The following is a 22,981-nucleotide window of genomic DNA, read 5'->3' as shown; positions in this document are numbered from 1 at the left end:
TTCAGCTCGGCTGAAACACCAAAAGGCAACGCTTCTAACCGTCACCAAACATCCCTATAGGGGCTTCGTAACCACGGAGCCCCTTTTTCATGTCCGAGCATAATCCCGGCCTGCGTCCCTGGCGCGATATTGCCCGTCGGCAGAGCCGACAGATCATGGTCGGCAATGTTCCGGTCGGCGGTGGCGCGCCGGTCACGGTCCAGACCATGACCAATACGCTGACCCACGACATCAAGGGCACGATCGACCAGATCCGCCGCTGCGAGGAAGCGGGCGTGGATATCATCCGCGTCTCCTGCCCTGACGAGGAATCCACCGCAGCGCTCAAGCAGATCGTGCGCGCCGCCCGCGTGCCGATCGTCGCCGACATTCATTTCCACTATAAGCGCGCGCTCGAAGCGGCGGATGCCGGCGCGGCCTGCCTGCGGATCAATCCCGGCAATATCGGGTCGCAGGCGCGGGTAAAGGAAGTGGTAGACGCCGCCAAGGCCAATGGCTGCGCCATCCGCATCGGCGTCAATGCGGGCAGTCTCGAAAAGGATTTGCTCGAAAAATATGGCGAGCCTTGCCCCGAAGCGCTGGTCGAAAGCGCGCTCGACCATATCAAGCTGCTGCAGGACCAGGATTTCCACGAATATAAGGTCGCGGTGAAGGCGAGCGACGTATTCCTGGCGGTGGCGGCCTATATGCAATTGGCCGAAGCGGTCGATTGTCCGCTCCACCTCGGCATAACCGAGGCGGGCGGGTTGATCGGCGGCACGGTCAAGAGCGCGATCGGCATCGGCAACCTGCTCTGGGCCGGCGTCGGCGACACGATCCGCGTCTCGCTGTCGGCGGAACCCGAAGAGGAAGTCCGGGTCGGTTATGAAATCCTCAAATCGCTCGGCATCCGCACCCGCGGCGTGAAGGTCATCTCCTGCCCCAGTTGCGCGCGGCAGGGCTTCGACGTGATCCGCACCGTGCAGGCGCTGGAGGAACGGCTCCAGCATATCCACACACCCCTGTCGCTCTCGGTTTTGGGCTGCGTCGTCAATGGCCCCGGCGAAGCCCGCGAAACCGATATCGGCCTCACCGGCGGCGGCAATGGCAAGCATATGGTCTATCTGTCGGGCATCACCGACCATACGGTGCAGGACGAAGCCCTGGTCGATCACATCGTCCGACTGGTGGAGGACAAAGCCGCCGAAATCGAAGCTGCCAAGGCGGAATCGGAAATGACCGACGCGGGCAAGGCGCAGGCGGCGGCGGAATAAGGTCACTTGGAAAGTCAGGACCAATACGGTATTTTGGTCCCTGGAGGCCCTGCATGACCTATAGCGGAAAAATGATCAGCGGCGGTAAGGCTGTCATCCCCGCTGAATTGCGTCGGCAGTTGGGCTTCAAGGATGGTGACCGCATCATATTCGAACGCCAAGGTAGCGGCATATTGGTCAAAAGCTATGATCAGGTTCTGCGCGAAGTACAGGCCGATTTGAAAGCCCTGATAAAGAAGCCTTTCACCGTTGACGATTTTCTGGCCGAACGTCGCGCTGAAGCGGAGCGCGAATGACAGCGGTTCTCGATGCGTCCGCGTTATTGACGATTTTGCTGGACGAGCGCGGAGCAGACCAGGTGCAGCCACATCTGGCGACCGGCCAGATTTCGGTCGTCAATCTATGCGAAACCTATACTAAACTTGTGGAGGCCGGCCTGTCGAAGGACGATGCCGAGGCGCAAGTGGCGCGGTTAGAACTGCATATCTGTCCGTTCATCGAAGAACACGCGCTTGAAGCGGCCTTGCTTCGCCCGATGACTCGGCATTTGGGATTGTCTCTGGGAGATCGGGCCTGTCTGGCGCTTGCGCGCCTCGGTAAACTTCCAGTCATCACCGCTGACCGTGCCTGGGCCGAACTGGATTTAGGCATCGACATCATAGTGATCCGCTGACCCGTCATGTCGCGCCACCATAGTTTCGCCATCCCCTTTGCCGTCTGCTGCGCGGGCGTGGCGCTGTTTGCCGTGATGGATGCGGCGATGAAGGGGTTGAGCCTTGGCATCGGCCTCTACAATGCGCTGTTTTGGCGGGCGGTTGCTGGCACGCTGCTTGGCCTTGCGCTGATGCTGCTTACGCGCCAGCGCTGGCCGTCGCGCGCGGTCCTGCGCATCCATCTGCTGCGCGGCACGGTGGTCGCGTTGATGGCCGGGCTGTTCTTCTGGGCGATCATGCGGATGCCACTGGCCGAAGCCATCGCCCTGTCCTTCATCGCCCCCCTGATCGCGCTCTATCTTGCCGCCTTGCTGCTCAAGGAACGGATCGGCCGCCGCGCGATTGGCGCGTCGCTGCTGGGCTTGGTGGGCGTGGCCGTTATCCTGTCGGGCCGGTTGCAGGGGCGCTATGACGCCGATGCGCTGCTGGGGGCAGGGGCCGTGCTGGCGTCGGCGGTGCTCTTTGCCTGGAACCTCATCATCCAGCGGCAACAGGCGCAGGTCGCCTCGCCGATCGAGGTCGCTTTCTTTCAGCATCTGGTGATGCTCGGCGTCTTTGCGCTGGGTGCGCCCTTTCTGCTCGCCCTGCCGCCACGCCCGGCCGTTCCGCTCATCCTGTTGGCAGCCGCCCTCGCCTTCACCTCGCTCGCCGCCCTGTCCTGGGCCTACGCGCGGGCGGAGGCGCAGCGGTTGATCCCGGTCGAATATAGCGCCTTCGTCTGGGCCGCGATCCTGGGGTGGCTGCTGTTCGATGAACGGATCACGCTGCCGACGGTGGCCGGTGCCTTGTTGATCGTGGTCGCCTGCCTTATCGCGGCGCGCTCGAAACGGGCCGATCTGGCCCATGTGGAAGCGGGAACCGCGTGACCGACGATATCCTCATCCGCGCGGCCGAGCCGGGCGACATCGATACCATCCTGCAGTTCATCCGCGATTTGGCCGACTATGAGAAACTCGCCCATGCCGTGAACACGGACCGCGATACGCTCGCCCGCTATCTTTTCGGCCCGCGCCCGATGGCCGAAGTGCTGATTGCAGAACGGCAGGGCGACGCCATCGGCTTTGCGCTCTTCTTCCACAATTTCTCGACCTTCGAAGGACGACCGGGCCTGTATCTCGAAGATTTGTTCGTCCGACCCGACGCGCGCGGATCAGGCGCGGGCAAGGCGCTGCTCGTCCGACTGGCGCAACTGGCCGTCGAACGCGACTGCGCCCGGCTGGAATGGTCGGTGCTGGACTGGAACGAACCGGCCATCGCCGTCTATCGCGCGATCGGGGCGATGCCGATGGACGAATGGACCATCCAGCGGCTCGACGGCGCGTCGTTGCAGGCGTTGGCCCGCAGTTAGTTCTTCAGGCGATCTTCGATGCTGACATAGAGCATGACGGCGGCGAAGGCGGCCATGGAGACGACGACCAGGGCGGGATAATAGGCAGCGAACATGGGACAGGTTCCTTTCTGCCACACGTTTTCGCCGGATCTTGGCACCCCTGCCATAAGGGTTGTTACGGATAAGGCGGGACGAGCCGATCGGTCGCAGGCTTGACGCGGACTCGTCGCTCGGCGCATTGTGCCGAAACGGAACATTTGGGGGACAAGAGTTTAGCATGGCTGTCAGCCGCACCGTGAAGCGCACGCCGGAATGGCGCGAAATGCTCAAGCGCAGCCTGCTTCGCAGCGGGGCGCTGATCGGCGCGATTCTGCTGATGCTGGCGACCCTGTTCGTCGCGATGGCGCTGCTCAGCTATACGCCCAGCGACCCTTCGATGAATACGGTCGCCGGGGACCATGTCGCCAATATCATGCAGAGGCCGGGAGCCTGGACGGCGGATTTCCTGCTCTGGTTGTTGGGCGTTCCCGTTGCGTTGATGTTGCCGCTGATGGCTGTGACCGCACGCCGGATGTGGGGCGACCAGGATATGACCACATGGAAGGGGCAGTTCGGCAAATGCCTGTTCGGCATCGTCCTTATCGGCATTGCCCTGTCGCTGTTTCAGGATGATCCGCTGGTTGGCCTGCCTGCGGGCTGGGGCGGGGTGATCGGTCTCGTCACGGCCAAGGGCGTGGCCAGTCTCACGGCACAGGCACCCGCCGCCGCGCCGTGGATAACCGGCCTATTGGTGGTCATGACGCTGATCGCTGGCCTTATCGCCTGCTATCGTAGTCTGGCGCTGGAAAAGCCGATCATCGCGTTGCGTCGCCCATCGCTGCCCAAATTGGCGCTACCCCGCCCGACGCTGGCGTTGCCGGGCATCGGCAGCAGCACCAGCAGCGACATCGAACCGGAAGAGGACGGGGCCGAGCGCGTCATCGCGCCGCGCAAGCAGGTCTCGAACGAACCCAAGCCACCGATTACGATCCAGAGCCCCAAGCCCGCGCCGCCGCAGCGGCAGATGGCCCCGATTTCCCAGGACGATCTGTTCGGCCATAGCTCGCTACCCTCGCCCGACCTGCTCAACCCCATTCCTGCGAGCCAGGGCGGCAAGATCGACAAGGCCGCGCTGGAACGCAATGCGCGGCTGCTCGAATCGGTGCTCGATGACTTCCATGTGAAGGGCAATATCGTCGAGGTCCGGCCCGGCCCGGTCGTGACCATGTATGAACTGGAGCCGGCACCCGGCATCAAGGCAAGCCGCGTCATCGCGCTCGCCGACGATATCGCGCGCAATATGTCGGCGCTGTCGGCGCGCGTTGCGACGATTCCGGGGCGTACGGTGATCGGCATCGAACTGCCCAACGCCCATCGCGAAGGCGTGTCCTTCCGCGAACTCATCACCAGCGAGCAATTTGGCGGCGAAGGGACGCTGCCCATCATCCTGGGCAAGAATATTTCGGGCGAACCGATCATCGCTGACCTGGCACCCATGCCGCATCTGCTGATCGCGGGCACCACCGGGTCGGGCAAGTCGGTGGGTCTCAACGCCATGATCCTGTCGCTGCTCTACCGCATGACGCCGGACCAGTTGCGCCTCATCATGATCGATCCCAAGATGCTGGAACTGTCGACCTATGACGACATCCCGCATCTGCTCTCGCCGGTCGTCACCGAACCCCAAAAGGCCATCCGCGCGCTCAAATGGGCGGTCGAGCAGATGGAGGACCGCTATCGCATGATGGCGTCCATCTCTGTCCGCAACCTTGCCAACTATAATGAGAAGGTCCGCGCGGCCAAGGCCAAGGGCAAGCCCTTGGGTCGCCGCGTCCAGACCGGCTACGACCCCGAAAATGGCAAGCCCATCTATGAGGAGGAACAGCTCGATTTCCAGCCACTGCCCCAGATCGTGGTGGTGGTGGACGAACTCGCCGACCTCATGATGACCGCCGGCAAGGAAGTCGAATTTCTGATCCAGCGCCTGGCGCAAAAGGCGCGCGCGGCCGGCATCCACCTGATCCTTGCAACGCAGCGTCCTTCGGTCGACGTCATCACCGGCGTCATCAAGGCGAACCTGCCGACCCGGATCAGCTTTTTCGTGACCAGCAAGATCGACAGCCGCACCATCCTGGGCGAACAGGGTGCCGAACAATTGCTGGGCAAGGGCGACATGCTCTACATGCACGGCGGCAAGGGGCTGACCCGCGTCCATGGCCCGTTCGTCTCGGACGATGAAGTCCGCGTCGTCGCAGATCATTGGCGCGCGCAGGGCCAGCCCGACTATATCCAGGCCGTCACCGAAGAACCCGAAGAAGGCAGCTTCGCCCTTGATGGCGTGGACCTGGGCGACGACAGCCCCGACGCGCAGCTCTTCCGCAAGGCGTGCCAACTGGTGTTCGAAAATCAGAAGGCCTCGACCAGTTGGCTGCAACGCCAGCTCCGCGTCGGCTATAATAGCGCCGCGCGCCTGATCGAAAAGATGGAAGAGGAAGGCCTGGTCGGCCCGCCCAACCATGTCGGCCGCCGCGAAGTGCTGCGCGACGAAAATGGCAATCCGCTATAACGGTTTGGCCAAGTTGCTGAACGGCAGGGAACGGGCGGGTTCACAGGTCGTTCAAGCCGCTCCTCCTAAACCGCATCCGTAACAACCGGAGTTTCTGTCTGATGAAGCGCATCTCTCTGGCGCTGGCCATTGCGCCAGTCGCCCTCGCCCTGCCGATCGCCGTGCCCGCATTGGCACAGGCGAACCAGTCCGATCTCACCAAGGTCAATGCCTATATCCGCGCCGTGACGACGATGACGGCCGACTTTACTCAGACCGACCGTAATGGCCAGAATCTGACGGGGCAGTTGACGATCAAGCAGCCGGGCAAGATCCGCTTCCAATATCAAAAGGGCGTGCCGCTGCTGATCGTGGGCGATGGCAAGGCGCTGACGATGATCGATTATGAAGTGCGGCAGGTGCAGCGTTGGCCGATCGGCAACTCCCCGTTGGGCGCGCTACTCGATCCGTCCAAGGATCTGTCGAAATTCGGCAAGGTCGTACCCACTGGCGACCCGACTATATTGAGCGTCGAGGCGCGTGATCTCAAGCGGCCCGAATTTGGCACGATCACCATGATCTTCAAGCGGGACGCGGGCAGCCCGGCCGGCTTGCAACTTTATGGCTGGGTCGCGCTCGATTCGCAGAATAACCGCACCGCGGTACGGCTCACCAACCAGCGTTACGGCGCGGCGGTCGCTGATTCGACCTTCCGCTGGACGGACCCCCGGCCACGCGGACGCGCGGCGGGCGGTTGAATCGAGCGGGATATGCGGCGGGTTGATAGCTTTTCAAAACCGTTCATCTGCCGCTCATATGCCGACCGCTAATCATAGTTCAACGGCGCGAAACGGTATCGGGATTTCCCCCCTGTTACCCGGTCCGCTCCCGCCGCGAAGCGCTTCAAGGGCGCGATCGAGACCCCCGTTCCATGCCCCCGGAGCGGGGGTCTTACTCTGTCTGGCGCTTGCGCGCGTCACCGCGGCCTTATAGGGCGAACGCATGGCCGATACTCTTTCCATTTGCTCCTGGAACATCAACAGCGTCCGCGCGCGCATCGACATCGTCGAACAGCTATTACAGCAAGAAGCGCCCGACATTCTCTGCCTGCAGGAAACCAAGGTGGTGAACGAGACTTTCCCCACCGACATGTTCCGGCGCATGGGTTATGTGCATCAGGTGCTGAACGGCCAACGCATGCATCACGGCGTCGCGATCATGAGCAAGGTGCCGATCCACGAAGACGACAGGTTCGACTGGCAGGCCAATGGCGAAGCGCGCCATGTCGGCGTGCGGCTGGATAACGGCGTGCGGATCGAAAATGTCTATGTGCCCGCAGGCGGCGACGTCGCCGACCGCACGGTCAATCCCAAGTTCGGGCAGAAACTCGACTTTCTGGAGCGCATGATCGAATGGTCGAGCGCACTCGACAATAAGCCGACCATCCTGACCGGCGATTTCAATATCGCACCATTGGAATGCGATGTGTGGAGCCACAAGCAGTTGCTCAATGTCGTCAGTCATACGCCCGTCGAATGCGACATATTGGCGCGGCTTCAAGCATCGAACGATTGGGTCGATATAGGCCGCCATTTCCACCCCGCGCCTGCGCGCCTCTATACCTGGTGGAGCTATCGCGCGAAGGATTGGGCCGAATCGGATCGCGGCCGTCGGCTCGACCATATGTGGATGACGCGCGACGTCGCGGACAAGGCGGTCAGCCATCGTGTGGTCGAACCCGCGCGTAGCTGGATCAAGCCGTCCGACCATATCCCCATCATCACCGACTTCGCTTTCTGATGCGCGCGCGCGACGCTGCCCGTGCGATCGACGCGCTGCGGCGCGGCTGGGCGATCAGGATTGTCGGGCTGGATGGTGCCATCCGCCTAATGGCGATCGAAGGTGCCGATGCAGTGACGCTCGCCGCCTTCGATCCGCAGGCGTGCGCCGACATATTAATCTCCGCCGCCCGCGCCGAAACGCTTAAGCTCGCCAATCAACTGGCCGCTGCCGATCCCGATCTGCCAGTGCTGGTCGAGCGTGCGCTCTGGATAGACGCTGACGTCGCGACGGCCATCTCCGACCCGGTGCTGGACCTGGCCTCCCCGCTCAAAGGCCCATTCCGCGCCCGCCCGCTCGCCGCGCCGCAAGCAGCGAAGGCGGCGCTGCGATTGGCGCGCCTCGCCGGCATCCTGCCCGCCTATTTCCTGACGGAAGGCGATGAGCCAGTCGATGCCACAGTGCAGGCAGAGGACATCGACGCCTATGACGATGCGATCCACCTCGCCATCGCCACGCGCGCCCGGCTGCCGGTGTCGGCCAGCGAAACGGCCGAGATCATAGCTTTCCGCAGTCCCGACGAACCGCGCGAACATGTCGCGCTGGTAGTGGGCAAGCGCGATGCCTCGCCGCCCGTCGTTCGCCTGCACAGCGAATGTCTGACCGGAGATGTGCTCGGCAGCCTCAAATGCGATTGCGGCCCGCAACTGCATCAGGCGCTGCACCAGATCGCCGACGCGCCCTGGGGTGTGCTGCTCTATCTGCGGCAGGAAGGGCGGGGGATCGGCCTCGTCAACAAGCTGCGCGCCTATGCGATGCAGGACCAGGGGTTCGACACGGTCGATGCCAATGTGCGGCTGGGTTTCGCGATCGACGCGCGTGATTTTTCCGTCGCGGCGCGGATGCTCGACCTGCTTGGCGTCACGCAGGTGCGACTGCTGACCAACAACCCCAACAAGGTGGCGGGGCTGGAAGCGGCGGGCATCGGCGTGATCGAGCGCTTGCCGATCATCCTGCCGACCAACCCGCATAATGAACGCTATCTTGCCACCAAGCGCGACCGGACCGGCCACCAGCTATGAGCCTGATCCGCGTCGAGAGCGGCGCGGGTCGCCTTACCTTCGACGCTATGGCCATGGATTGCACCATCGGCCGGGGCGGTGCCTGTGTCGCGGCGGACAAGCGCGAAGGCGATGGCTGCACCCCGCTTGGCCGCTGGCCGATCCGTGGCGTGCTGCTGCGACCCGGTAAAGTGGAGGCGGTCGGCATCCGATTGCCCTGGCGCTGGATCAGGCCCGGCGATGGTTGGTCGGACGATCCTGCCGACCCTGCCTATAACCGCCCCGTTCGCCTGCCGCGCGGCTTTTCGGCCGAAAGCCTGATTCGCGCTGACGATGCCTATGACATCATCGTCGTGCTGGGCCATAATGATGCGCCACCCATGCCAGGCCAAGGCAGCGCGATCTTCTTCCACCTGTCCGAAGGACGCCCTACCGCTGGCTGTGTCGCCGTCGAGCGCGACGACATGCTCCGCCTGTTGCCCCTGCTCGCGCCGGGCGACAGGATGGACATCGTCGCTTAGGCCCGCTCCAGTGCCTCGCCCACCTCACCGCCAGCGCCCTCCAGCAGCCGTCGCTCCAATGTCTGCAGCCGCGCCTTGCTCTCGATTTTGCCGCCGAACAAATCTGTGATGTAGAATGTATCGACCGCGCGTTCGCCATAGGTGGCGACATGCGCGCTATGCACCGTCACCTTCGATTGGAACAAAGCATTGGCGAGGCTGAACAGCAGCGCTGGCCGATCACGCGCATTGACCTCGATCACCGTGAAGCGATTCGACGCCTTATTGTCGATCAGCACATTGGGTTCGATGCGGAAGGCTTCGGCACGGGTTCGGGTGAGCGGGCGGGCGCTCAGCTTGGTGATCAGCCGGTGGCGGTTCGACAGCGAATCCTCGATCGCATTGCGGATTCGGGTGAGTTGGTCCGGGCTGTGGAATGCGCCCCCCATCGGGTCTTGCACCAGGAAATTGTCGATCGCCACGCCATCGCGGGTGGTATGGATGCGCGCATCGATGATGTTGCCGCCCGCCAGATGGATGGCCCCCGCAATCCGGTAGAATAGCCCCGGATGATCGGCGGCATAGACGGTCACCAGCGTCGCGCCACGCTGCGGATAATAATGCGCCGCGATCGACAGCGGGGCGTCGCCCGCTGCCAGCATATGTTCGGCATTATGGATCAAGATGTCGTCGGGCTCGGCGATCCAGTAGGATTCGGGCAATCGCTTGCTGAACGCTTCGAACGTCGCTTCGTCCATATGAAGCGCCTCGCGCAGCGTCTTCTGCTTGGTGGTCACCCGCTCGCTGCGCCCCTTCTGCTTATGGCCCAGCCGCAACAGTTCCTCGGCCGAGTCATAGAGATCACCCAGCAACTGCCGCTTCCAACTGTTCCAGACACCGGGGCCGACGGCGCGAATGTCCACCACGGTCAGGCATAAGAGCAAGCGCAACCTTTCGGGGCTTTGCACCACGTCGACGAAATCCACGATCGTCTTGTAATCGGCTAGGTCGCGCTTGAACGCGGTCGCCGACATCAACAGATGGTAGCGTACCAGCCAGGCGACGGTTTCGGTTTCCGCAGGGGTAAGGCCAAGGCGCGGGCATAGCTGCTCGGCCACCTGCGCGCCCAATATGCTGTGGTCGCCGCCCCGCCCCTTGGCGATGTCATGCAGCAGCACGGCGATGTAGAGCACCCGGCGCGAGAGCAATTTGCCCATCAGGTCGGTGGCCAGCGGATGATCCTGCGCCAGTTCCCCCTTCTCGATCCGCGACAGCAGGCCCACGGCGCGGATGGTATGCTCATCGACCGTATAATGATGATACATGTCGAACTGCATCTGCGCGACGACGCGGCGGAAGTCGGGGACGAAGCGGCCGAACACGGTCGATTCGTTCATCCAGCGCAGCACCGTTTCCGGGTCGCGCGGCGACGTCAGCACGTCCATAAAGGCGGCGTTGGCACGCGGGTCCTTGCGGATCTTGGCGTTGATCAGCCCTGCGTCCCGGCTCGCCGCACGCATCGCGGCGGGGTGGATGGACAAGCCATGGCGATCGGCCAGCGCGAAAATCTCCACCAGTCGCACCGGGTCGGCCTGAAAGAAATCATCGCTCGGCAGCGCTAGCCGCCCCCGGTCCAGCACGAAGCCATCGAGCTTCTTGGGCCGCCGGAAGATGGCGGGAATATAGCGCCGCCCCTTCGGCCCCATCTGGTCATCCAGATGCGCCAGGAACACGGCGGTCAGGTCGCCGACGATTTTCGCGTTCAGGAAATAATAGCGCATGAACCGCTCGACCCCGGACTGGCCATGCCGCCCGGTAAAGCGCATCCGCGTTGCGGTTTCGAGCTGCAGGTCGAAGGTCAGCCGATCCTCGGCGCGCCCGGTGATGGTATGCAGGTGACAGCGCACCGCCCAGAGAAAATCCTCCGCCTTCTGGAACTGGCGCAATTCGATTTGCGTCAGCAGGCCGACATCGACCAGTTCGGCGACCGACCGCACACGGTTCACATATTTGCCGATCCAGAACAGCGTATGCAGGTCACGCAACCCGCCCTTGCCTTCCTTCACATTGGGCTCGACGACATAGCGGCTGTCGCCCATCCGCTTGTGGCGCTCGTCGCGCTCGACTAGCTTTTCGGTGACGAAGGCGCGGGCATTGCCCTGCATCACCTCCGCATCGAAGCGGACCGAAGTCTCCTCGTAGAGCGCCCGGTCGCCCCAGACGTATCGTGCTTCCAGCAAGGCGGTGCGTACCGTCAGGTCCGCCTTGGCCATCCGCATCGTTTCGTCGATCGACCGGCTACTATGCCCGACCTTCAGCCCCAGATCCCATAGCGAGTAGAGCATCGATTCGATCACCTGCTCGGTCCAGCCAGTCGGCTTCCAGGGCGTGATGAAGCCGATATCGACGTCGCTATGCGGGGCCATCTCGCCCCGGCCATAGCCACCGACAGCGATCAGCGCGATGCGCTCGCCAGTGCTGCGGTTGCCAGAGGGATATAGATGATGCGTCGTCGCGTCGTAGAGCAGGCGCAGAATCTGGTCGATCAGGAAGGCGAAGGCGGTCACCGTCTCGCGCCCGCGCGTGGGTCGCTGTTCCAGCCTTCGGGCGACTTCGACTCGTCCTTCTTCCAACGCCGCCTTGAGTTCGCCGACGATCAGCCCGCGCAACCGCATGGGATCGCCCTTATGCTCGTGCGCAAGGGCGTTGATGCTGTCGGAAATCGCGCGCCGGTCGATGATCGCACGGCGCGATCCCAAAGCGGGGAACTGCATGACCATGCGCGTTCTCTAGTCGGGCGTCGCCTCGGCTGCCAGTTGTTTCAATCGATATATGTGATCGAGTGCTTCACGCGGGGACAGCGCATCCGCGTCGATCGCGGCGATGGCCGCGCGCACCGGATCGGGCGCGGCTTCCTCCTGCGCCGCGGCCGCCGCGAACAGGGGCAGGTCGTCTAGTCCCGCCGCGATGCCGCCGGTCTTCGCCTTGCCCGCTTCCAGCCGCGCGAGGACATCCTTGGCGCGCTTGAGTACCGGCGCGGGCAGCCCCGCCAGCCGCGCGACGGCCAGGCCATAGCTGCGGTCGGCCGGTCCCTGCGCCAATTCGTGCAATAGTACCAGATCGCCCTTCCATTCGCGCGCCCGAACATGATGGAGCGACAGGGCGGACAGGCTTTCGGCCAGCCGCGTCAGCTCATGATAATGGGTGGCAAACAGACAGCGGCAACGATTGACCTCATGCACGGCCTCCACCACCGCCCAGGCGAGCGCCAGCCCGTCATAGGTGGAGGTGCCGCGCCCGACCTCATCGAGAATGACGAAGCTGCGCGTCGTCGCCTGCGCCAGGATCGCGGCTGTCTCGACCATCTCGACCATGAAGGTCGATCGCCCCTTGGCCAGATTGTCCGACGCGCCCACCCGGCTGAACAGGCGATCGACCAAAGTCAGCGTCGCCGATTGGGCGGGAACATAGGCACCCGCCTGCGCCAGAATGACGATCAGCGCATTTTGCCGCAGGAAGGTCGACTTGCCGCCCATGTTCGGGCCTGTGACCAGCCATAGCCGGTCGTCGGCGACCAGACAGCAATCATTGGCGACGAAAGCCTGGCCCTCGCGGCGCAGCGCATCCTCCACTACCGGATGCCGCCCGCCGCTGATCGACAGGCAGGGGTTCGACCCATCATCGGCGATCAGATGGGGTCGCTGCCAGCCGCCCTCGGCGGCCCGTTCCGCGAGCGCCGCCGCGACGTCGAGCCGGGCCAGCGCCTGGCCCGCGCGGGCGATGTCGGCCTTGCGGTCCAGCACGGCGGCGATCAACTCTTCGAGATGCGCGGCTTCGGCGACCAGCGCATGCGCCCCCGCCTGCGCCACGCGCCCCGCTTCCTCATGCAGATCCACCGAATTGAAGCGCACGACACCGGCGAGCGTCTGGCGGTGGGTGAAGCCGCTGGTCGGCACCATCAGCGCATCGGCGGCGCGGGCAGGCACCTCGACATGATAGCCCAGCACGCCATTGTGGCGAATCTTGAGCGTGGCAATGCCCGTCTGCTCGCGATATTTCGCCTCCAGCGCGGCGATCGCACGGCGACCGTCACCAGCCATCCGACGCAGTTCGTCCAGCGCGGGATCATAGCCATCGGCAATATAGCCACCGTTCGCCGTCTCGGTCGGCGGCGCAGGCACCAGCGCGCGCGACAGCGCATCGACCAGAGCGCCATGGCCATCGAGCGCGGGCAGGAGCTGTACCAGCAACAAGGGCGGATCGGGCAAATGCCCCAACCGTTCGCGCAGCAGCCGCGCTTCGCCCAGACCATCGCGCAACTGTCCCAGGTCGCGGGGCGAACCGCGACCGACCGCCACCCGCCCCAGCGCGCGGCCGACATCGGGCAGCGCCCGCAGCGCCGCGCGCAACTGATCGCGCAGCCCCGCATCGTCATGGAAGAGCTGCACCAGCCCCAGCCGCGGCTCGATCCGGTCGAGGTCCATCAACGGCGCGGACAGATCCTGCCCCAGCAGCCGTGCGCCCGCCCCCGTCACGGTGCGATCGACCGCGCCCAGCAGGCTGCCAGCGCGCGCGCCGCTGGTGGTCGCGACGATTTCCAGGCTTTCGCGCGTCGCCGCGTCGATCGCGACATGGCCGCCGCTCGTCTGGCGCAACGGCGGTGCCAGGAAGGGCAGGGTGCCCTTACCCGCATGGTCGAGATAGGCGATCAGCCCGCCCATCGCGGCCAGCTCCGCGCGGCCGAACTGGCCGAACCCGTCCAACGTCGCGACCGCAAACAGCCGCTTGAGCGCCGCTTCGGCGCGGCTGCTGGAAAAGGCTGCGCGATCGAACATATGCATGTCGGGCAGGTCGAGCGACGATCCTTCCGCCACCACAGTCTCGCTGGGACGCAGGCGGGCGAGTTCGGCATGAAGATCGGCGGCGCGGCAGGTCATTGTCTCGAACCGGCCCGTCGAAATATCGGCGGCGGCGATTCCGATCTCGCTGTCTCCGCCGACCTGCGCCAGCGCGACGAGCATATTGTCGCGCCGGGAATCGAGCAGCGTCTCCTCGGTCAGCGTGCCTGCCGTCACATAACGCACGATGTCGCGCGCCACGAGCGTCTTGCCGCCGCGCGCCTTCGCCTGCGCCGGGGTTTCGGTCTGCTCGGCGATGGCGACGCGATGGCCCGCCTTGATCAGCCGCGCGAGATAGCCCTCGGCGCTATGAACCGGCACCCCGCACATCGGGATCGGCGCGCCATCATGTTCGCCCCGGCTGGTCAGCGCGATATCGAGCGTGGCCGCCGCCGCCTTGGCATCGTCGAAGAAGAGTTCGAAGAAATCGCCCATGCGGTAGAAGAGCAGGCAGTCCTGTGCCTGTGCCTTGAGCGTCAGATATTGCGCCATCATCGGCGTAAGGGGTGGGGACGTGTCCGGGGCGCTGCGCATCGTGCCCGGATAGCGGCAAGGCGGCGCGCAGGAAAGAGCGCGAAAAAGCGGCCTTCTCGCACTTGCCCCCAAGCATGGCTTGCCGCTAGGGCCAAGCCAACGGACAGAAGAGGCGGATAATCGATGACCGACAAGTCGAGTGTGGAATTTTCCGAGCGCGAGGCGCTGTTTTTCCATTCGACCGGGCGCCCCGGCAAGATCGAGATCATCGCGTCGAAACCGATGGCGACGCAACGTGACCTCAGCCTCGCTTATTCCCCCGGCGTCGCGGTGCCGGTGCTGGCTATCGCAAAAGACCCTGCCACAGCCTATGACTATACCGCAAAGGGCAATCTGGTTGCGGTTATTACCAATGGCACGGCGATTCTGGGCCTTGGCAATCTCGGCGCGCTCGCATCCAAGCCGGTGATGGAGGGCAAGGCGGTGCTGTTCAAGCGTTTCGCCGATGTGGATTCCATCGACATCGAGCTCAAGACGGAAGATGTCGATCGCTTCATTGATGCGGTCGAATTGATGGAGCCGACCTTCGGCGGCATCAACCTTGAAGATATCAAGGCGCCGGAATGCTTCATCATCGAACAGACGCTCAAAGAGCGGATGAACATTCCGGTATTCCACGACGATCAGCATGGCACCGCGATCATCGCGGCGGCGGGCGTCATCAATGCGGCGATGCTGACCGGCCGCGATCTCAAAGACCTCAAGGTCGTGGTCAATGGTGCGGGCGCGGCGTCGATCGCCTGCACCGAACTGATCAAGGCGCTGGGCGTCGCGGGTGACAATGTCATCATGTGCGACAGCAAGGGCGTAATCTATCAAGGTCGCACCGAGGGCATGAACCAGTGGAAGTCGGCCCACGCGGTCAAGACCGACGCGCGCACGCTGAAAGAAGCGATGAAGGGCGCGGACGTGTTCCTGGGGCTTTCGGTCAAGGGCGCCGTGACGCCGGATATGGTCAAGGATATGGGCGACAAGCCGATCATCTTCGCCATGGCCAACCCGGACCCGGAAATCACCCCGCCCGATGCCAAGTCGGTGCGCCCCGAAGCGATCGTGGCGACCGGCCGGTCGGATTATCCCAACCAGGTCAACAACGTCATCGGCTTCCCCTTCATCTTCCGCGGCGCGTTGGACGTGCGCGCTACGACGATCAACGAAGCGATGAAGGTCGCCGCCGCCCATGCCATCGCCGAACTGGCGCGCGAACAGGTGCCAGAGGAAGTCGCCAAGGCCTATGGCAAATCACACAGCTTTGGCCCCGATTATATTATCCCCGCCCCTTTCGATCCGCGCCTGATGGAAGTGGTGCCGTCGGCCGTCGCGCAGGCGGCGATGGATAGCGGCGTGGCGCAAAAGCCGATCGCCGACATGGCGGCCTATCGCCAGTCCTTGAAGGCGCGTCTCAACCCGACCACTTCGGTCCTGACCACCGCCTATGAAGTCGCGAAGGCCAACCCCAAGCGGGTTGTCTTCGCCGAAGCGGAGGAGGAAGTGGTGCTGCGCGCTGCCATCCAGTTCCGTGACCTTGGCTATGGTATTCCGGTACTGGTCGGGCGGGCCGACGTGGTGGACAGGCTCAAGGCGCTGGGTGTGCGCGATCCAGACGGATTCGAGTTGCATAACAGCGTTAATTCGCCGTTGGTCCCCGACATGGTCGATTTGCTGTACGCCCGACTCCAGCGGCGCGGCTATTTGCGCCGCGATTGCGAACGGATGGTCAATCGGGACCGCAACATCTTCGGCACGCTGCTCGTGAAGATGGGCGTCGCCGACGCCATGATCACCGGCATGACCCGCCCCTATGCACAGACCCTGCGTGAGGTGAAGCGGGTGATGGACCCCGCCGTCGGCCGCACGCCGTTCGGCATCCATGTCATGGTAGCCAAGGACAAGACGGTTTTCCTGGCCGACACCACGGTCAACGAACGTCCCACGGCGAGCGAACTGGCCGACATCGCCGAAGGCACCGTCGCGGTTGCGCGGCGCATGGGGCATGACCCGCGCGTCGCCTTCCTCTCTTATTCCAATTTCGGCAACCCGCCCGGTGCGTTCCTGGAAAATGTGCGCGGCGCGGTGAAATTGCTCGATGAGCGCAATGTCGATTTCGAATATGAAGGCGAAATGACCGCCGACGTGGCGCTCAACCCCGCCGTCATGAAAAATTATCCGTTTAGCCGCCTGTCCGGTCCTGCCAATGTGCTGGTCATGCCGGGCCTGCAATCGGCCAATATTTCGGCCAAGCTACTGCGTGAACTGGGCGGTACGTCGATGATTGGCCCGGTGCTGGTCGGCATGGAAAAATCGGTGCAGATCGCGACCATGGCGTCCAATGCATCCGAATTGCTGACGTTGGCAGTGCTGGCGGCCGGGGGTATTGCGCTCTGAGCGCCGCCGTCCGTGCGATGCACGGCATGATATGTTGCAGGAGAGAATGGGCATGAGTGACACGATCAGTTTCGACAGCGCCACCTTCCGGCGGGTATTGGGCCATTATCCCACCGGCGTCTGCGTCGTTACGGCGGTGGAAGCCGATGGTGCCCCTGTCGGCATGGTCGTAGGCTCATTCACATCAGTGTCGCTCGATCCTCCGCTGGTCGCCTTCTTCCCGGCCAAGACATCGACGAGTTGGCCCCGTATCGAGGCGGTCGGCAAATTCTGCGTCAATATTCTGGCCAGTGACCAGCAGCCGCTCTGCCGTCAGATTGCCGGGCCTGGACCGGATAAGTTCAGCGGCATCGCGCATCGCGCATCGGCCAATGGTTCGCCGATTCTGGATGATGTGGTCGCCTGGATTGATTGCACATTGGACGCCGTGCATGAGGCGGGCGATCATTATATCGTGCTTGGCCGGGTCGTAGCGCTGGAAGTGGATCGACCAGAGCGGCCGCTTGTCTTTTTTCAGGGCGGCTATGGCGAATTTTCCGTCGTAGCATGACGGATTGACGGGTTGTCCGCCGTCTGGTTGGAAATGACGCTGTTCTTTTCTTCCAGGACGGGCCAGACATATGCGAGACATATTACGGGTCATTAACGCCTCCTTCCTATGCAGGTGCGTTGCCCTCTGACCGGACTGCCCATGACCGCGCTACTTGTCACTGTCGATACAGAGTTGTCCTCTTCGCTGTATCAGCGCGGCGTAGGCTTGTCTGATAATGTCAGACGCTCGATCTGGGCGGAGGCGCGGGGACAGGCGCACGGGATTGGCTGGCAGATGGACGTGCTGGAGCGCCATGGCCTCAAAGGTGTCTTCTTTCTCGATCCCATGCCCGCACTGGTGCATGGCGCGGATTTCCTCATGCCCATTGTCGAGGCGATCGAGGGGCGAGGGCATGAAGTGCAGATGCATATTCATACCGAATGGCTCGCCTGGGCCAAGGAATCGCCCGTCGGCGGACGACAAGGGCGCAATATTGCTGATTTCTCGTTGGATGATCAGATCACCCTGCTCAGCCGGGCAAAGACGTTGCTGGAGCAGGCGGGGGCACCATCCATTACAGCCTTTCGCGCCGGCAATTTCGGCGCCAATGACGATACGCTGCGGGCGCTGGCCACCATCGATGTGCTCTGGGATAGTAGCGTCAATCCCGCTTATCTAGGCCATGGATGCGATATAACGGCCGATCCAGCGCAGATCGGTGCGCAGCGGATGCAAAATATTGTCGAACTGCCGGTATCAGGCATCCATGATCGCCCCGGCCATTTCCGCCCCGCGCAGATATGCGCGATGTCGGCGAGCGAAATGCGCGCAGGGCTGCGTCATGCCGCGCGGATGCAACATGACGCCTTCACGGTCGTCACCCACAGTTTCGAAATGCTCTCCCGCGATCGGAAGCGGCCCAATGCCATGGTCAAGGCGCGGTTCGTGGCCTTGTGCCGCGAAGCCGCACGCTTGCCGCAGGTGCGGGGCGTGGGGTTCCGCGACCTCTCCCCCGCTATGGTCGATTCGTCGCCAAAGCTTCTGACGCGCGTTGCGCCCAGTCGCGTGCGGACTGGGCTGCGGCTGGCGCAGCAGGCGTGGGCGACGTGGCGCTACGAACATCGATTGATTCCTGCGTGAACGATTATCCGGTCGCGCTCGTCCTTGGTCTGGAAAATGCCATCGGCCTGACAGTCGTGCGCGAACTCGGCGAAAAGGGCGTCCCTGTGCACGGCATCGCTCGCGAAGCGGCACCTGTGGCCGCAGCGTCGCGACATTGCGCCGCGATGATAGGGCGTCCGCCCGGATTGATGGCCGACTGGTTACCCGACCTCATTCACAAGACCGGGGCAGGGGCGGTGCTGGCTATTTCCGAATCCGACCTGCTGGAACTCTCGACGCTGCCGCCTGTCATCGGTGACTGCCATTTGCTGGTGCCTCGGCCTGCGCCCTTGGCCAAGGTGCTGGACAAGCTTCGTACGCTGGAAATTGCGAAGCAGGTAGGATTGTGCATTCCGCAAACTTGGCAACCCCGAACCGGCGAAGATTTCGCGGCGCATGTCGCGACCATGCGCTATCCGCTGGTCGCCAAATGGGCCAATCCGCCGGAAATCATGCCGGTCCTGGAACGGGCGGGGCTGGAGTGGCTCAAAACCGAATATGTTCGCACGCCTCAGGAACTGGCAGCGTTACTCAATCGCTATGCGCGCGTCGGACATTGGCCGCTGATTCAGCAATATTGTCGCGGCGTTGGCCTCGGCCAGATGCTGTATATGGACAATGGTCAGGCAACCTTGCGCTTTCAGCACCGGCGCCTGCACGAATGGCCGCCCGAAGGCGGGGTGTCGACGCTCTGCCGGGCGGAGCCGAACACCGCGCATGCAGCGCAGATGCAGCTATCGGAAGCCCTGCTGCGCGCGCTTGACTGGCAGGGGCAGGCGATGGTCGAATATCGCTACGAAGCCGAAAGCGGTCGCTATTGGCTGATGGAAGTCAATGGCCGTTTCTGGGGCAGCCTGCCGCTGGCACGCCATTGTGGTGCGCTGTTTGCCTGGGAAGCCTATCGCCGCACAGTCCTGCGCCAGACGGACGCCGCACCGATACCGCGCGATACGCTCCGCGCCCGCTACATGGTGCCCGAAACCAAGCGGCTGGCCCGTATTTTGCTCTCGCCGGGACGAATCAGCGATCCCTTCTTCAGACGTCGGCCGCTCGCTGATTTGGGTGCCTATCTGCTCAGTTTCTTCGATCCGCGTGCGCGCTATTATGTTTTCAGCCTGTCAGACCCCCGCCCATGGCTGCGTGACATGACGCAAATGTTCAGGAAAGCCGTGCGCCGGGGAAAGCGCTGACCAGCGCGCCTACGGCACGTTCGATCCGGGCCAGGCATCGCAGCATATAGCGGTCATCAAGCCTGTAGGGATCATGCAGATGCGGGAGCATCGGACGGGTCCAGCGACCCAGCAGCATGCGGGGCAGGCCGGTGAGACGCGGGTCTGTAGCCAGCCGATGCAATTGCCGCACTTCCATGGCCAATAATAGATCGCCCGTTTCGGGCACATAATCATCCATATCGACGGCACAGTGCGCGCTCATGTCATGGCCTAACGTCCGTGCAGCGACGATCGCGGGTTCATGGGCCGGGCGTCCGGTCGTGGTCGACAGGCCGAAGGAGGCACTGTTCACCCCCATGTTCCGCGCTACCACATCAGCAAAGGCGCTGCGGCAGATATTGCCCTGACACACGAACACCAGCCGTCGAACATGTGCGGGATCTGGGCTGACGCTGCCGGACCGGCCAATCGCCAGTTGCGGATAAGCCAGCGCAAGTCGCACCAGACCACGGAACGTACCGAAACGGGATCGGATCATGACGATGACCTGTAAAAGGCGTTGGCAAAAAGACGGCCTTTGCAGGCTTCATTCAGAGGGGTTGATATCATGCGATGCGCTGGTGGGTGGACTGTTCCGCCGCCTGCGGCCCGATCATCATGTCCCGCTTGCGCCCGGTGACCCACGCGAAGAAGCGAGGCACCGGGGCGTTACGTTCCATCCAGTCGCTATAAGCGCGATAGTCGGGGTCGGCGGACAGATGCTGCTCCTCCGTCCGGGCGCGCCAATAATAGACGGCGTTGGTAAGGCCCAGCATCGCGCAATTGCGCACGATGTCGGTGATCGATCCGCTGACGCTGAGGAAGGGCAGCGCTGAAAACCACCAGAAGAGATTTTTCGACAGATAGGCCGGGTGACGGGTCCAGCGATAGGGACCATGGGTCAATATGCCGCGATGGGTGAGGTTGGAAAAGCGCAGGCCGAACGCCATCGTCGCCCAGGCATAGATGGCAGTCAGCAGCACCAGCCATCCGCCCAGCAGCCATTGCAGCGTCGTCGACCCTTGCGTCCAATAATCCCATTCCGCGCCGCCCGCATGATAATCGAGCGGCCCGCCCCCGCCCATCAGGACGAAGGGTGGGTAGCAGATCAGCGCGGCCAGCCAGCCGGCGAGATAAGGATTGGCGGTGCGGATATGCGAATCGAGCGGCTTGAAGGTCAGGATATAGCCGACCGTCGCCAAACAGACGTCGATCATGAACATGACCGCGATCAGGAAACTGGCCAGCGCGATCGGATTGGCCAGCGCATCGGCGATCCGCCATTCGACCACGCTCGAAAAATTGCCCGGTACGATCGACACCATGAAGGCGAGGAAGAAGCCCTTGACCGCCCAGGCGCGAGCGTGATGCGCGACCTGCACCATGTCGGGCGCGCCCGCCGCGCCGCCGATCACCCATTGGCCAAAGCTGTAGGAGGCGTCCTTGGGATCGACCATCCGCCGGTCGATCCAGATGATATAGGGGATGGAGAGCGCCAGCAGCCATGGCGCGGCGCTGGTGAACAGGTCCATCGAAAAGCGGTAATTGCCGCTCCAATACCAGCGCGCGACGCAATAGAAGATGGCGATAGCGAGCCAGGTCGCCCATAGTCCGGCGATCTTGACGATGCTGATGTCCAGCACGCTGCGGACCGGGCGGGCGGGCGCGTGCCAGTCTATGCCGGTCGATGCATTGCGATGCACCTTGTCGATCAGCAGCGACCATAGCACCATCGGCACGCCGCAGGCGACGACCGCAGCCAACCCGGCATGGGGACCGTTCATGCCATAATGGCGCGCGACCAGCGTCCAGAGGCCAAGGCCCGCAAGGCCAGCGATACCGACGCCATGGCTGACGGCGGATTTGGGGCAGGGATCGTCAGATTCGCGCATGGCGGCAAGCCCTAGCAAAATTTGGTAAGCAAGCGGTGAAGGCTTTGGGCGAGAGCCAGGGTCCAGACAAACTGCTTAACCTGCAGCAAGGTCGTGAACCCATTTTATCTCAATGCGTTATCCCCTCATCAACCGATAATGATGGAGGCAGGAGATGACGATCGCGGTGCGGTTTCCCGATGGCAGCATCCAGAATGTGCCTGCCCAATTGCGGGAGATCAGCGATTCCCCCGGTTCCAAAGCCTCGCCGCGGTTCGAGCGCGTCCCGCTCAATTGCGATTCCAACTGGACCTTTCAACGTCATGGCGAGAACTGGTACGCGATGCCACGGTCCGGCAGCCTGTCCACTCTGCGCCCGGTCGTAGCGGAATGGTGGCGGTCGGTGGCCCATATGGAGGATGATGCCGGAAAGGCCGTTGGTCCGGCCAAGGCAGCACGTAGCCAGCATCAGCGCCAGCGGTCCGGCTGGGGCAACGCCGCTTGAGGCACTACCCGCCCAATACATTGATCGTAAACGCCAATATGCCAAGGTTGAACAGGAATGCAGCGAGGCTCTGAAACAGCGCCGTGCGCCGCATGATGCCGCTCGTTACGGATACATCGGACGTCTGGAACGTCATGCCGAGCGTGAAGGCGAAGTAGAGGAAGTCCCAATAGCCCGGCTCGTGCGTATCCGGAAAGTCGAGGCCGCCGCTATCCTCTCCCTGCGGATCGGCGCGATAGAAGATATGCGCATAATGCATGGCGTAGACGAGGTTGGAAAAGAGCCACGCCGCCAGCAATGTGATCAGCAGCAGCGCGACCGTAGCGGTCTTATGCCCGCCCTGCTCCCCAACCGCCACGCCCACAGCGACCAGGACGACCAGGCTGACGATGGCAGTGATCAGCAACATCAGTTCGCGATTGGCATCGTTCGCCGCTGCCTTGCGCCGCATGGCGGCGGCGTCGGCGCGGATCAGCGACGTTACCGACAGCATGAAGGCGACCGTCGCAATGTCGAACCCGGCCATCACAGCCTGATGCCAAGGCAGGGCCAACGCCAAAGGCGCGATCGTCGCCAGCAGCGCCAGAAACATGCCATAGCGCCAGGGAAAGATCGACGATCCTGATCGAATGCGGTTCATGTCGGATACCAACGCGCAATCAGC

Annotated in this window: 20 protein-coding genes; 15 read left to right on the top strand and 5 right to left on the bottom strand. The window is 63.2% G+C overall.

The window, feature by feature from the left end; genetic code table 11:
• Positions 1-89 precede the first annotated feature (89 nt).
• The 10 genes from ispG (at position 90) to V2I08_RS16245 (ending at position 9,241) form a co-directional block, all read left to right on the top strand.
• Positions 90-1,253, top strand: coding sequence for a flavodoxin-dependent (E)-4-hydroxy-3-methylbut-2-enyl-diphosphate synthase (ispG, locus tag V2I08_RS16290; protein WP_349636021.1), 1,164 nt, complete (start codon positions 90-92; stop codon positions 1,251-1,253).
• 53 nt (positions 1,254-1,306) lie between these two features.
• Entirely contained in the window at positions 1,307-1,549 is a 243-nt protein-coding gene (locus V2I08_RS16285; protein ID WP_349636020.1) for an AbrB/MazE/SpoVT family DNA-binding domain-containing protein, read from the top strand.
• Entirely contained in the window at positions 1,546-1,926 is a 381-nt protein-coding gene (locus V2I08_RS16280; RefSeq protein WP_349636019.1) for a type II toxin-antitoxin system VapC family toxin, read from the top strand. Before V2I08_RS16285 ends, V2I08_RS16280 begins: the two co-directional genes overlap by 4 nt.
• Positions 1,927-1,932: 6 nt before the next feature.
• Positions 1,933-2,832 (top strand): DMT family transporter, encoded by a 900-nt coding sequence (locus V2I08_RS16275; protein WP_349636018.1) that lies wholly within the window; start codon positions 1,933-1,935, stop codon positions 2,830-2,832.
• Positions 2,829-3,314, top strand: coding sequence for a GNAT family N-acetyltransferase (locus tag V2I08_RS16270; RefSeq protein ID WP_349636017.1), 486 nt, complete (start codon positions 2,829-2,831; stop codon positions 3,312-3,314). Before V2I08_RS16275 ends, V2I08_RS16270 begins: the two co-directional genes overlap by 4 nt.
• Positions 3,315-3,573: 259 nt before the next feature.
• The gene (locus tag V2I08_RS16265; protein ID WP_349636016.1) at positions 3,574-5,901 is read left to right on the top strand and encodes a DNA translocase FtsK 4TM domain-containing protein; all 2,328 of its coding nucleotides are present in this window, start codon (positions 3,574-3,576) and stop codon (positions 5,899-5,901) included.
• A gap of 101 nt (positions 5,902-6,002) precedes the next feature.
• A complete protein-coding gene (locus V2I08_RS16260) occupies positions 6,003-6,638 on the top strand; it encodes an outer membrane lipoprotein carrier protein LolA (protein ID WP_349636015.1) in 636 nt (211 codons plus the stop codon).
• Positions 6,639-6,882: 244 nt separating this feature from the next.
• Positions 6,883-7,680, top strand: coding sequence for an exodeoxyribonuclease III (gene xth, locus V2I08_RS16255; RefSeq protein WP_349636014.1), 798 nt, complete (start codon positions 6,883-6,885; stop codon positions 7,678-7,680).
• On the top strand, positions 7,680-8,741 hold the full coding sequence (gene ribA / locus V2I08_RS16250) for a GTP cyclohydrolase II (RefSeq protein ID WP_349636013.1): 1,062 nt from the start codon (positions 7,680-7,682) through the stop codon (positions 8,739-8,741). The genes xth and ribA overlap by 1 nt, the downstream gene beginning before the upstream one ends.
• On the top strand, positions 8,738-9,241 hold the full coding sequence (locus tag V2I08_RS16245; protein ID WP_349636012.1) for a L,D-transpeptidase family protein: 504 nt from the start codon (positions 8,738-8,740) through the stop codon (positions 9,239-9,241). Before ribA ends, V2I08_RS16245 begins: the two co-directional genes overlap by 4 nt.
• Here the strand turns inward: V2I08_RS16245 and V2I08_RS16240 are convergent.
• Positions 9,238-12,000: a [protein-PII] uridylyltransferase gene (locus tag V2I08_RS16240; protein WP_349636011.1), complete on the bottom strand. Its 2,763-nt coding sequence runs from the start codon at positions 11,998-12,000 to the stop codon at positions 9,238-9,240. The two genes, V2I08_RS16245 and V2I08_RS16240, sit on opposite strands and share 4 nt — an antisense overlap.
• 9 nt (positions 12,001-12,009) lie before the next feature.
• A complete protein-coding gene (mutS, locus tag V2I08_RS16235; RefSeq protein WP_349636010.1) occupies positions 12,010-14,652 on the bottom strand; it encodes a DNA mismatch repair protein MutS in 2,643 nt (880 codons plus the stop codon).
• Between the two features lie 123 nt (positions 14,653-14,775).
• On the opposite strand from mutS, the gene V2I08_RS16230 reads away from it, so the two are divergent.
• The 4 genes from V2I08_RS16230 (at position 14,776) to V2I08_RS16215 (ending at position 19,920) form a co-directional block, all read left to right on the top strand.
• A complete protein-coding gene (locus V2I08_RS16230) occupies positions 14,776-17,037 on the top strand; it encodes an NADP-dependent malic enzyme (RefSeq protein ID WP_349636009.1) in 2,262 nt (753 codons plus the stop codon).
• A 52-nt stretch (positions 17,038-17,089) separates the two neighbouring features.
• Positions 17,090-17,587, top strand: a complete 498-nt coding sequence (locus V2I08_RS16225; RefSeq protein WP_349636008.1) for a flavin reductase family protein — start codon at positions 17,090-17,092, stop codon at positions 17,585-17,587.
• A gap of 141 nt (positions 17,588-17,728) precedes the next feature.
• Positions 17,729-18,709 carry a hypothetical protein gene (locus V2I08_RS16220; protein WP_349636007.1) on the top strand — a complete coding sequence of 327 codons (981 nt, stop codon included), beginning with the start codon at positions 17,729-17,731 and terminating at the stop codon, positions 18,707-18,709.
• Positions 18,706-19,920 carry a carboxylate--amine ligase gene (locus V2I08_RS16215; protein WP_349636006.1) on the top strand — a complete coding sequence of 405 codons (1,215 nt, stop codon included), beginning with the start codon at positions 18,706-18,708 and terminating at the stop codon, positions 19,918-19,920. Before V2I08_RS16220 ends, V2I08_RS16215 begins: the two co-directional genes overlap by 4 nt.
• Here V2I08_RS16215 and V2I08_RS16210 read toward each other — a convergent pair.
• Entirely contained in the window at positions 19,889-20,440 is a 552-nt protein-coding gene (locus tag V2I08_RS16210; RefSeq protein ID WP_349636005.1) for a phosphotyrosine protein phosphatase, read from the bottom strand. The genes V2I08_RS16215 and V2I08_RS16210 overlap by 32 nt on opposite strands.
• Before the next feature lie 67 nt (positions 20,441-20,507).
• Positions 20,508-21,833 carry a DUF1295 domain-containing protein gene (locus V2I08_RS16205; RefSeq protein WP_349636004.1) on the bottom strand — a complete coding sequence of 442 codons (1,326 nt, stop codon included), beginning with the start codon at positions 21,831-21,833 and terminating at the stop codon, positions 20,508-20,510.
• Between the two features lie 154 nt (positions 21,834-21,987).
• Between V2I08_RS16205 and V2I08_RS16200 the strand changes: the two genes are divergently transcribed.
• Complete coding sequence (locus V2I08_RS16200; protein WP_349636003.1) at positions 21,988-22,317, top strand: hypothetical protein; 330 nt, start codon at positions 21,988-21,990, stop codon at positions 22,315-22,317.
• Between the two features lie 4 nt (positions 22,318-22,321).
• Here the strand turns inward: V2I08_RS16200 and V2I08_RS16195 are convergent, their stop codons facing one another.
• On the bottom strand, positions 22,322-22,957 hold the full coding sequence (locus V2I08_RS16195) for a DUF1345 domain-containing protein (RefSeq protein ID WP_349636002.1): 636 nt from the start codon (positions 22,955-22,957) through the stop codon (positions 22,322-22,324).
• Positions 22,958-22,981: the final 24 nt, after the last annotated feature.

Source organism: Sphingobium sp. MK2 (genome assembly GCF_040170545.1).
Classification (GTDB): domain Bacteria; phylum Pseudomonadota; class Alphaproteobacteria; order Sphingomonadales; family Sphingomonadaceae; genus Sphingobium.
The sequence above is the reverse complement of the archived record's forward strand: the minus strand, read 5'-3'. Positions and strand labels throughout refer to the sequence as shown.

What these genes read in the sequence shown, in the direction of transcription:
- ispG (WP_349636021.1), top strand. Translation starts at nt 90, where the DNA reads ATGTCCGAGCATAATCCCGGCCTGCGTCCCTGGCGCGATATTGCCCGT.
- V2I08_RS16285 (WP_349636020.1), top strand. Translation starts at nt 1,307, where the DNA reads ATGACCTATAGCGGAAAAATGATCAGCGGCGGTAAGGCTGTCATCCCC.
- V2I08_RS16280 (WP_349636019.1), top strand. Translation starts at nt 1,546, where the DNA reads ATGACAGCGGTTCTCGATGCGTCCGCGTTATTGACGATTTTGCTGGAC.
- V2I08_RS16275 (WP_349636018.1), top strand. Translation starts at nt 1,933, where the DNA reads ATGTCGCGCCACCATAGTTTCGCCATCCCCTTTGCCGTCTGCTGCGCG.
- V2I08_RS16265 (WP_349636016.1), top strand. Translation starts at nt 3,574, where the DNA reads ATGGCTGTCAGCCGCACCGTGAAGCGCACGCCGGAATGGCGCGAAATG.
- V2I08_RS16260 (WP_349636015.1), top strand. Translation starts at nt 6,003, where the DNA reads ATGAAGCGCATCTCTCTGGCGCTGGCCATTGCGCCAGTCGCCCTCGCC.
- xth (WP_349636014.1), top strand. Translation starts at nt 6,883, where the DNA reads ATGGCCGATACTCTTTCCATTTGCTCCTGGAACATCAACAGCGTCCGC.
- ribA (WP_349636013.1), top strand. Translation starts at nt 7,680, where the DNA reads ATGCGCGCGCGCGACGCTGCCCGTGCGATCGACGCGCTGCGGCGCGGC.
- V2I08_RS16245 (WP_349636012.1), top strand. Translation starts at nt 8,738, where the DNA reads ATGAGCCTGATCCGCGTCGAGAGCGGCGCGGGTCGCCTTACCTTCGAC.
- V2I08_RS16240 (WP_349636011.1), bottom strand. Translation starts at nt 12,000, where the DNA reads ATGGTCATGCAGTTCCCCGCTTTGGGATCGCGCCGTGCGATCATCGAC.
- mutS (WP_349636010.1), bottom strand. Translation starts at nt 14,652, where the DNA reads ATGCGCAGCGCCCCGGACACGTCCCCACCCCTTACGCCGATGATGGCG.
- V2I08_RS16230 (WP_349636009.1), top strand. Translation starts at nt 14,776, where the DNA reads ATGACCGACAAGTCGAGTGTGGAATTTTCCGAGCGCGAGGCGCTGTTT.
- V2I08_RS16225 (WP_349636008.1), top strand. Translation starts at nt 17,090, where the DNA reads ATGAGTGACACGATCAGTTTCGACAGCGCCACCTTCCGGCGGGTATTG.
- V2I08_RS16220 (WP_349636007.1), top strand. Translation starts at nt 17,729, where the DNA reads ATGACCGCGCTACTTGTCACTGTCGATACAGAGTTGTCCTCTTCGCTG.
- V2I08_RS16210 (WP_349636005.1), bottom strand. Translation starts at nt 20,440, where the DNA reads ATGATCCGATCCCGTTTCGGTACGTTCCGTGGTCTGGTGCGACTTGCG.
- V2I08_RS16205 (WP_349636004.1), bottom strand. Translation starts at nt 21,833, where the DNA reads ATGCGCGAATCTGACGATCCCTGCCCCAAATCCGCCGTCAGCCATGGC.
- V2I08_RS16200 (WP_349636003.1), top strand. Translation starts at nt 21,988, where the DNA reads ATGACGATCGCGGTGCGGTTTCCCGATGGCAGCATCCAGAATGTGCCT.
- V2I08_RS16195 (WP_349636002.1), bottom strand. Translation starts at nt 22,957, where the DNA reads ATGAACCGCATTCGATCAGGATCGTCGATCTTTCCCTGGCGCTATGGC.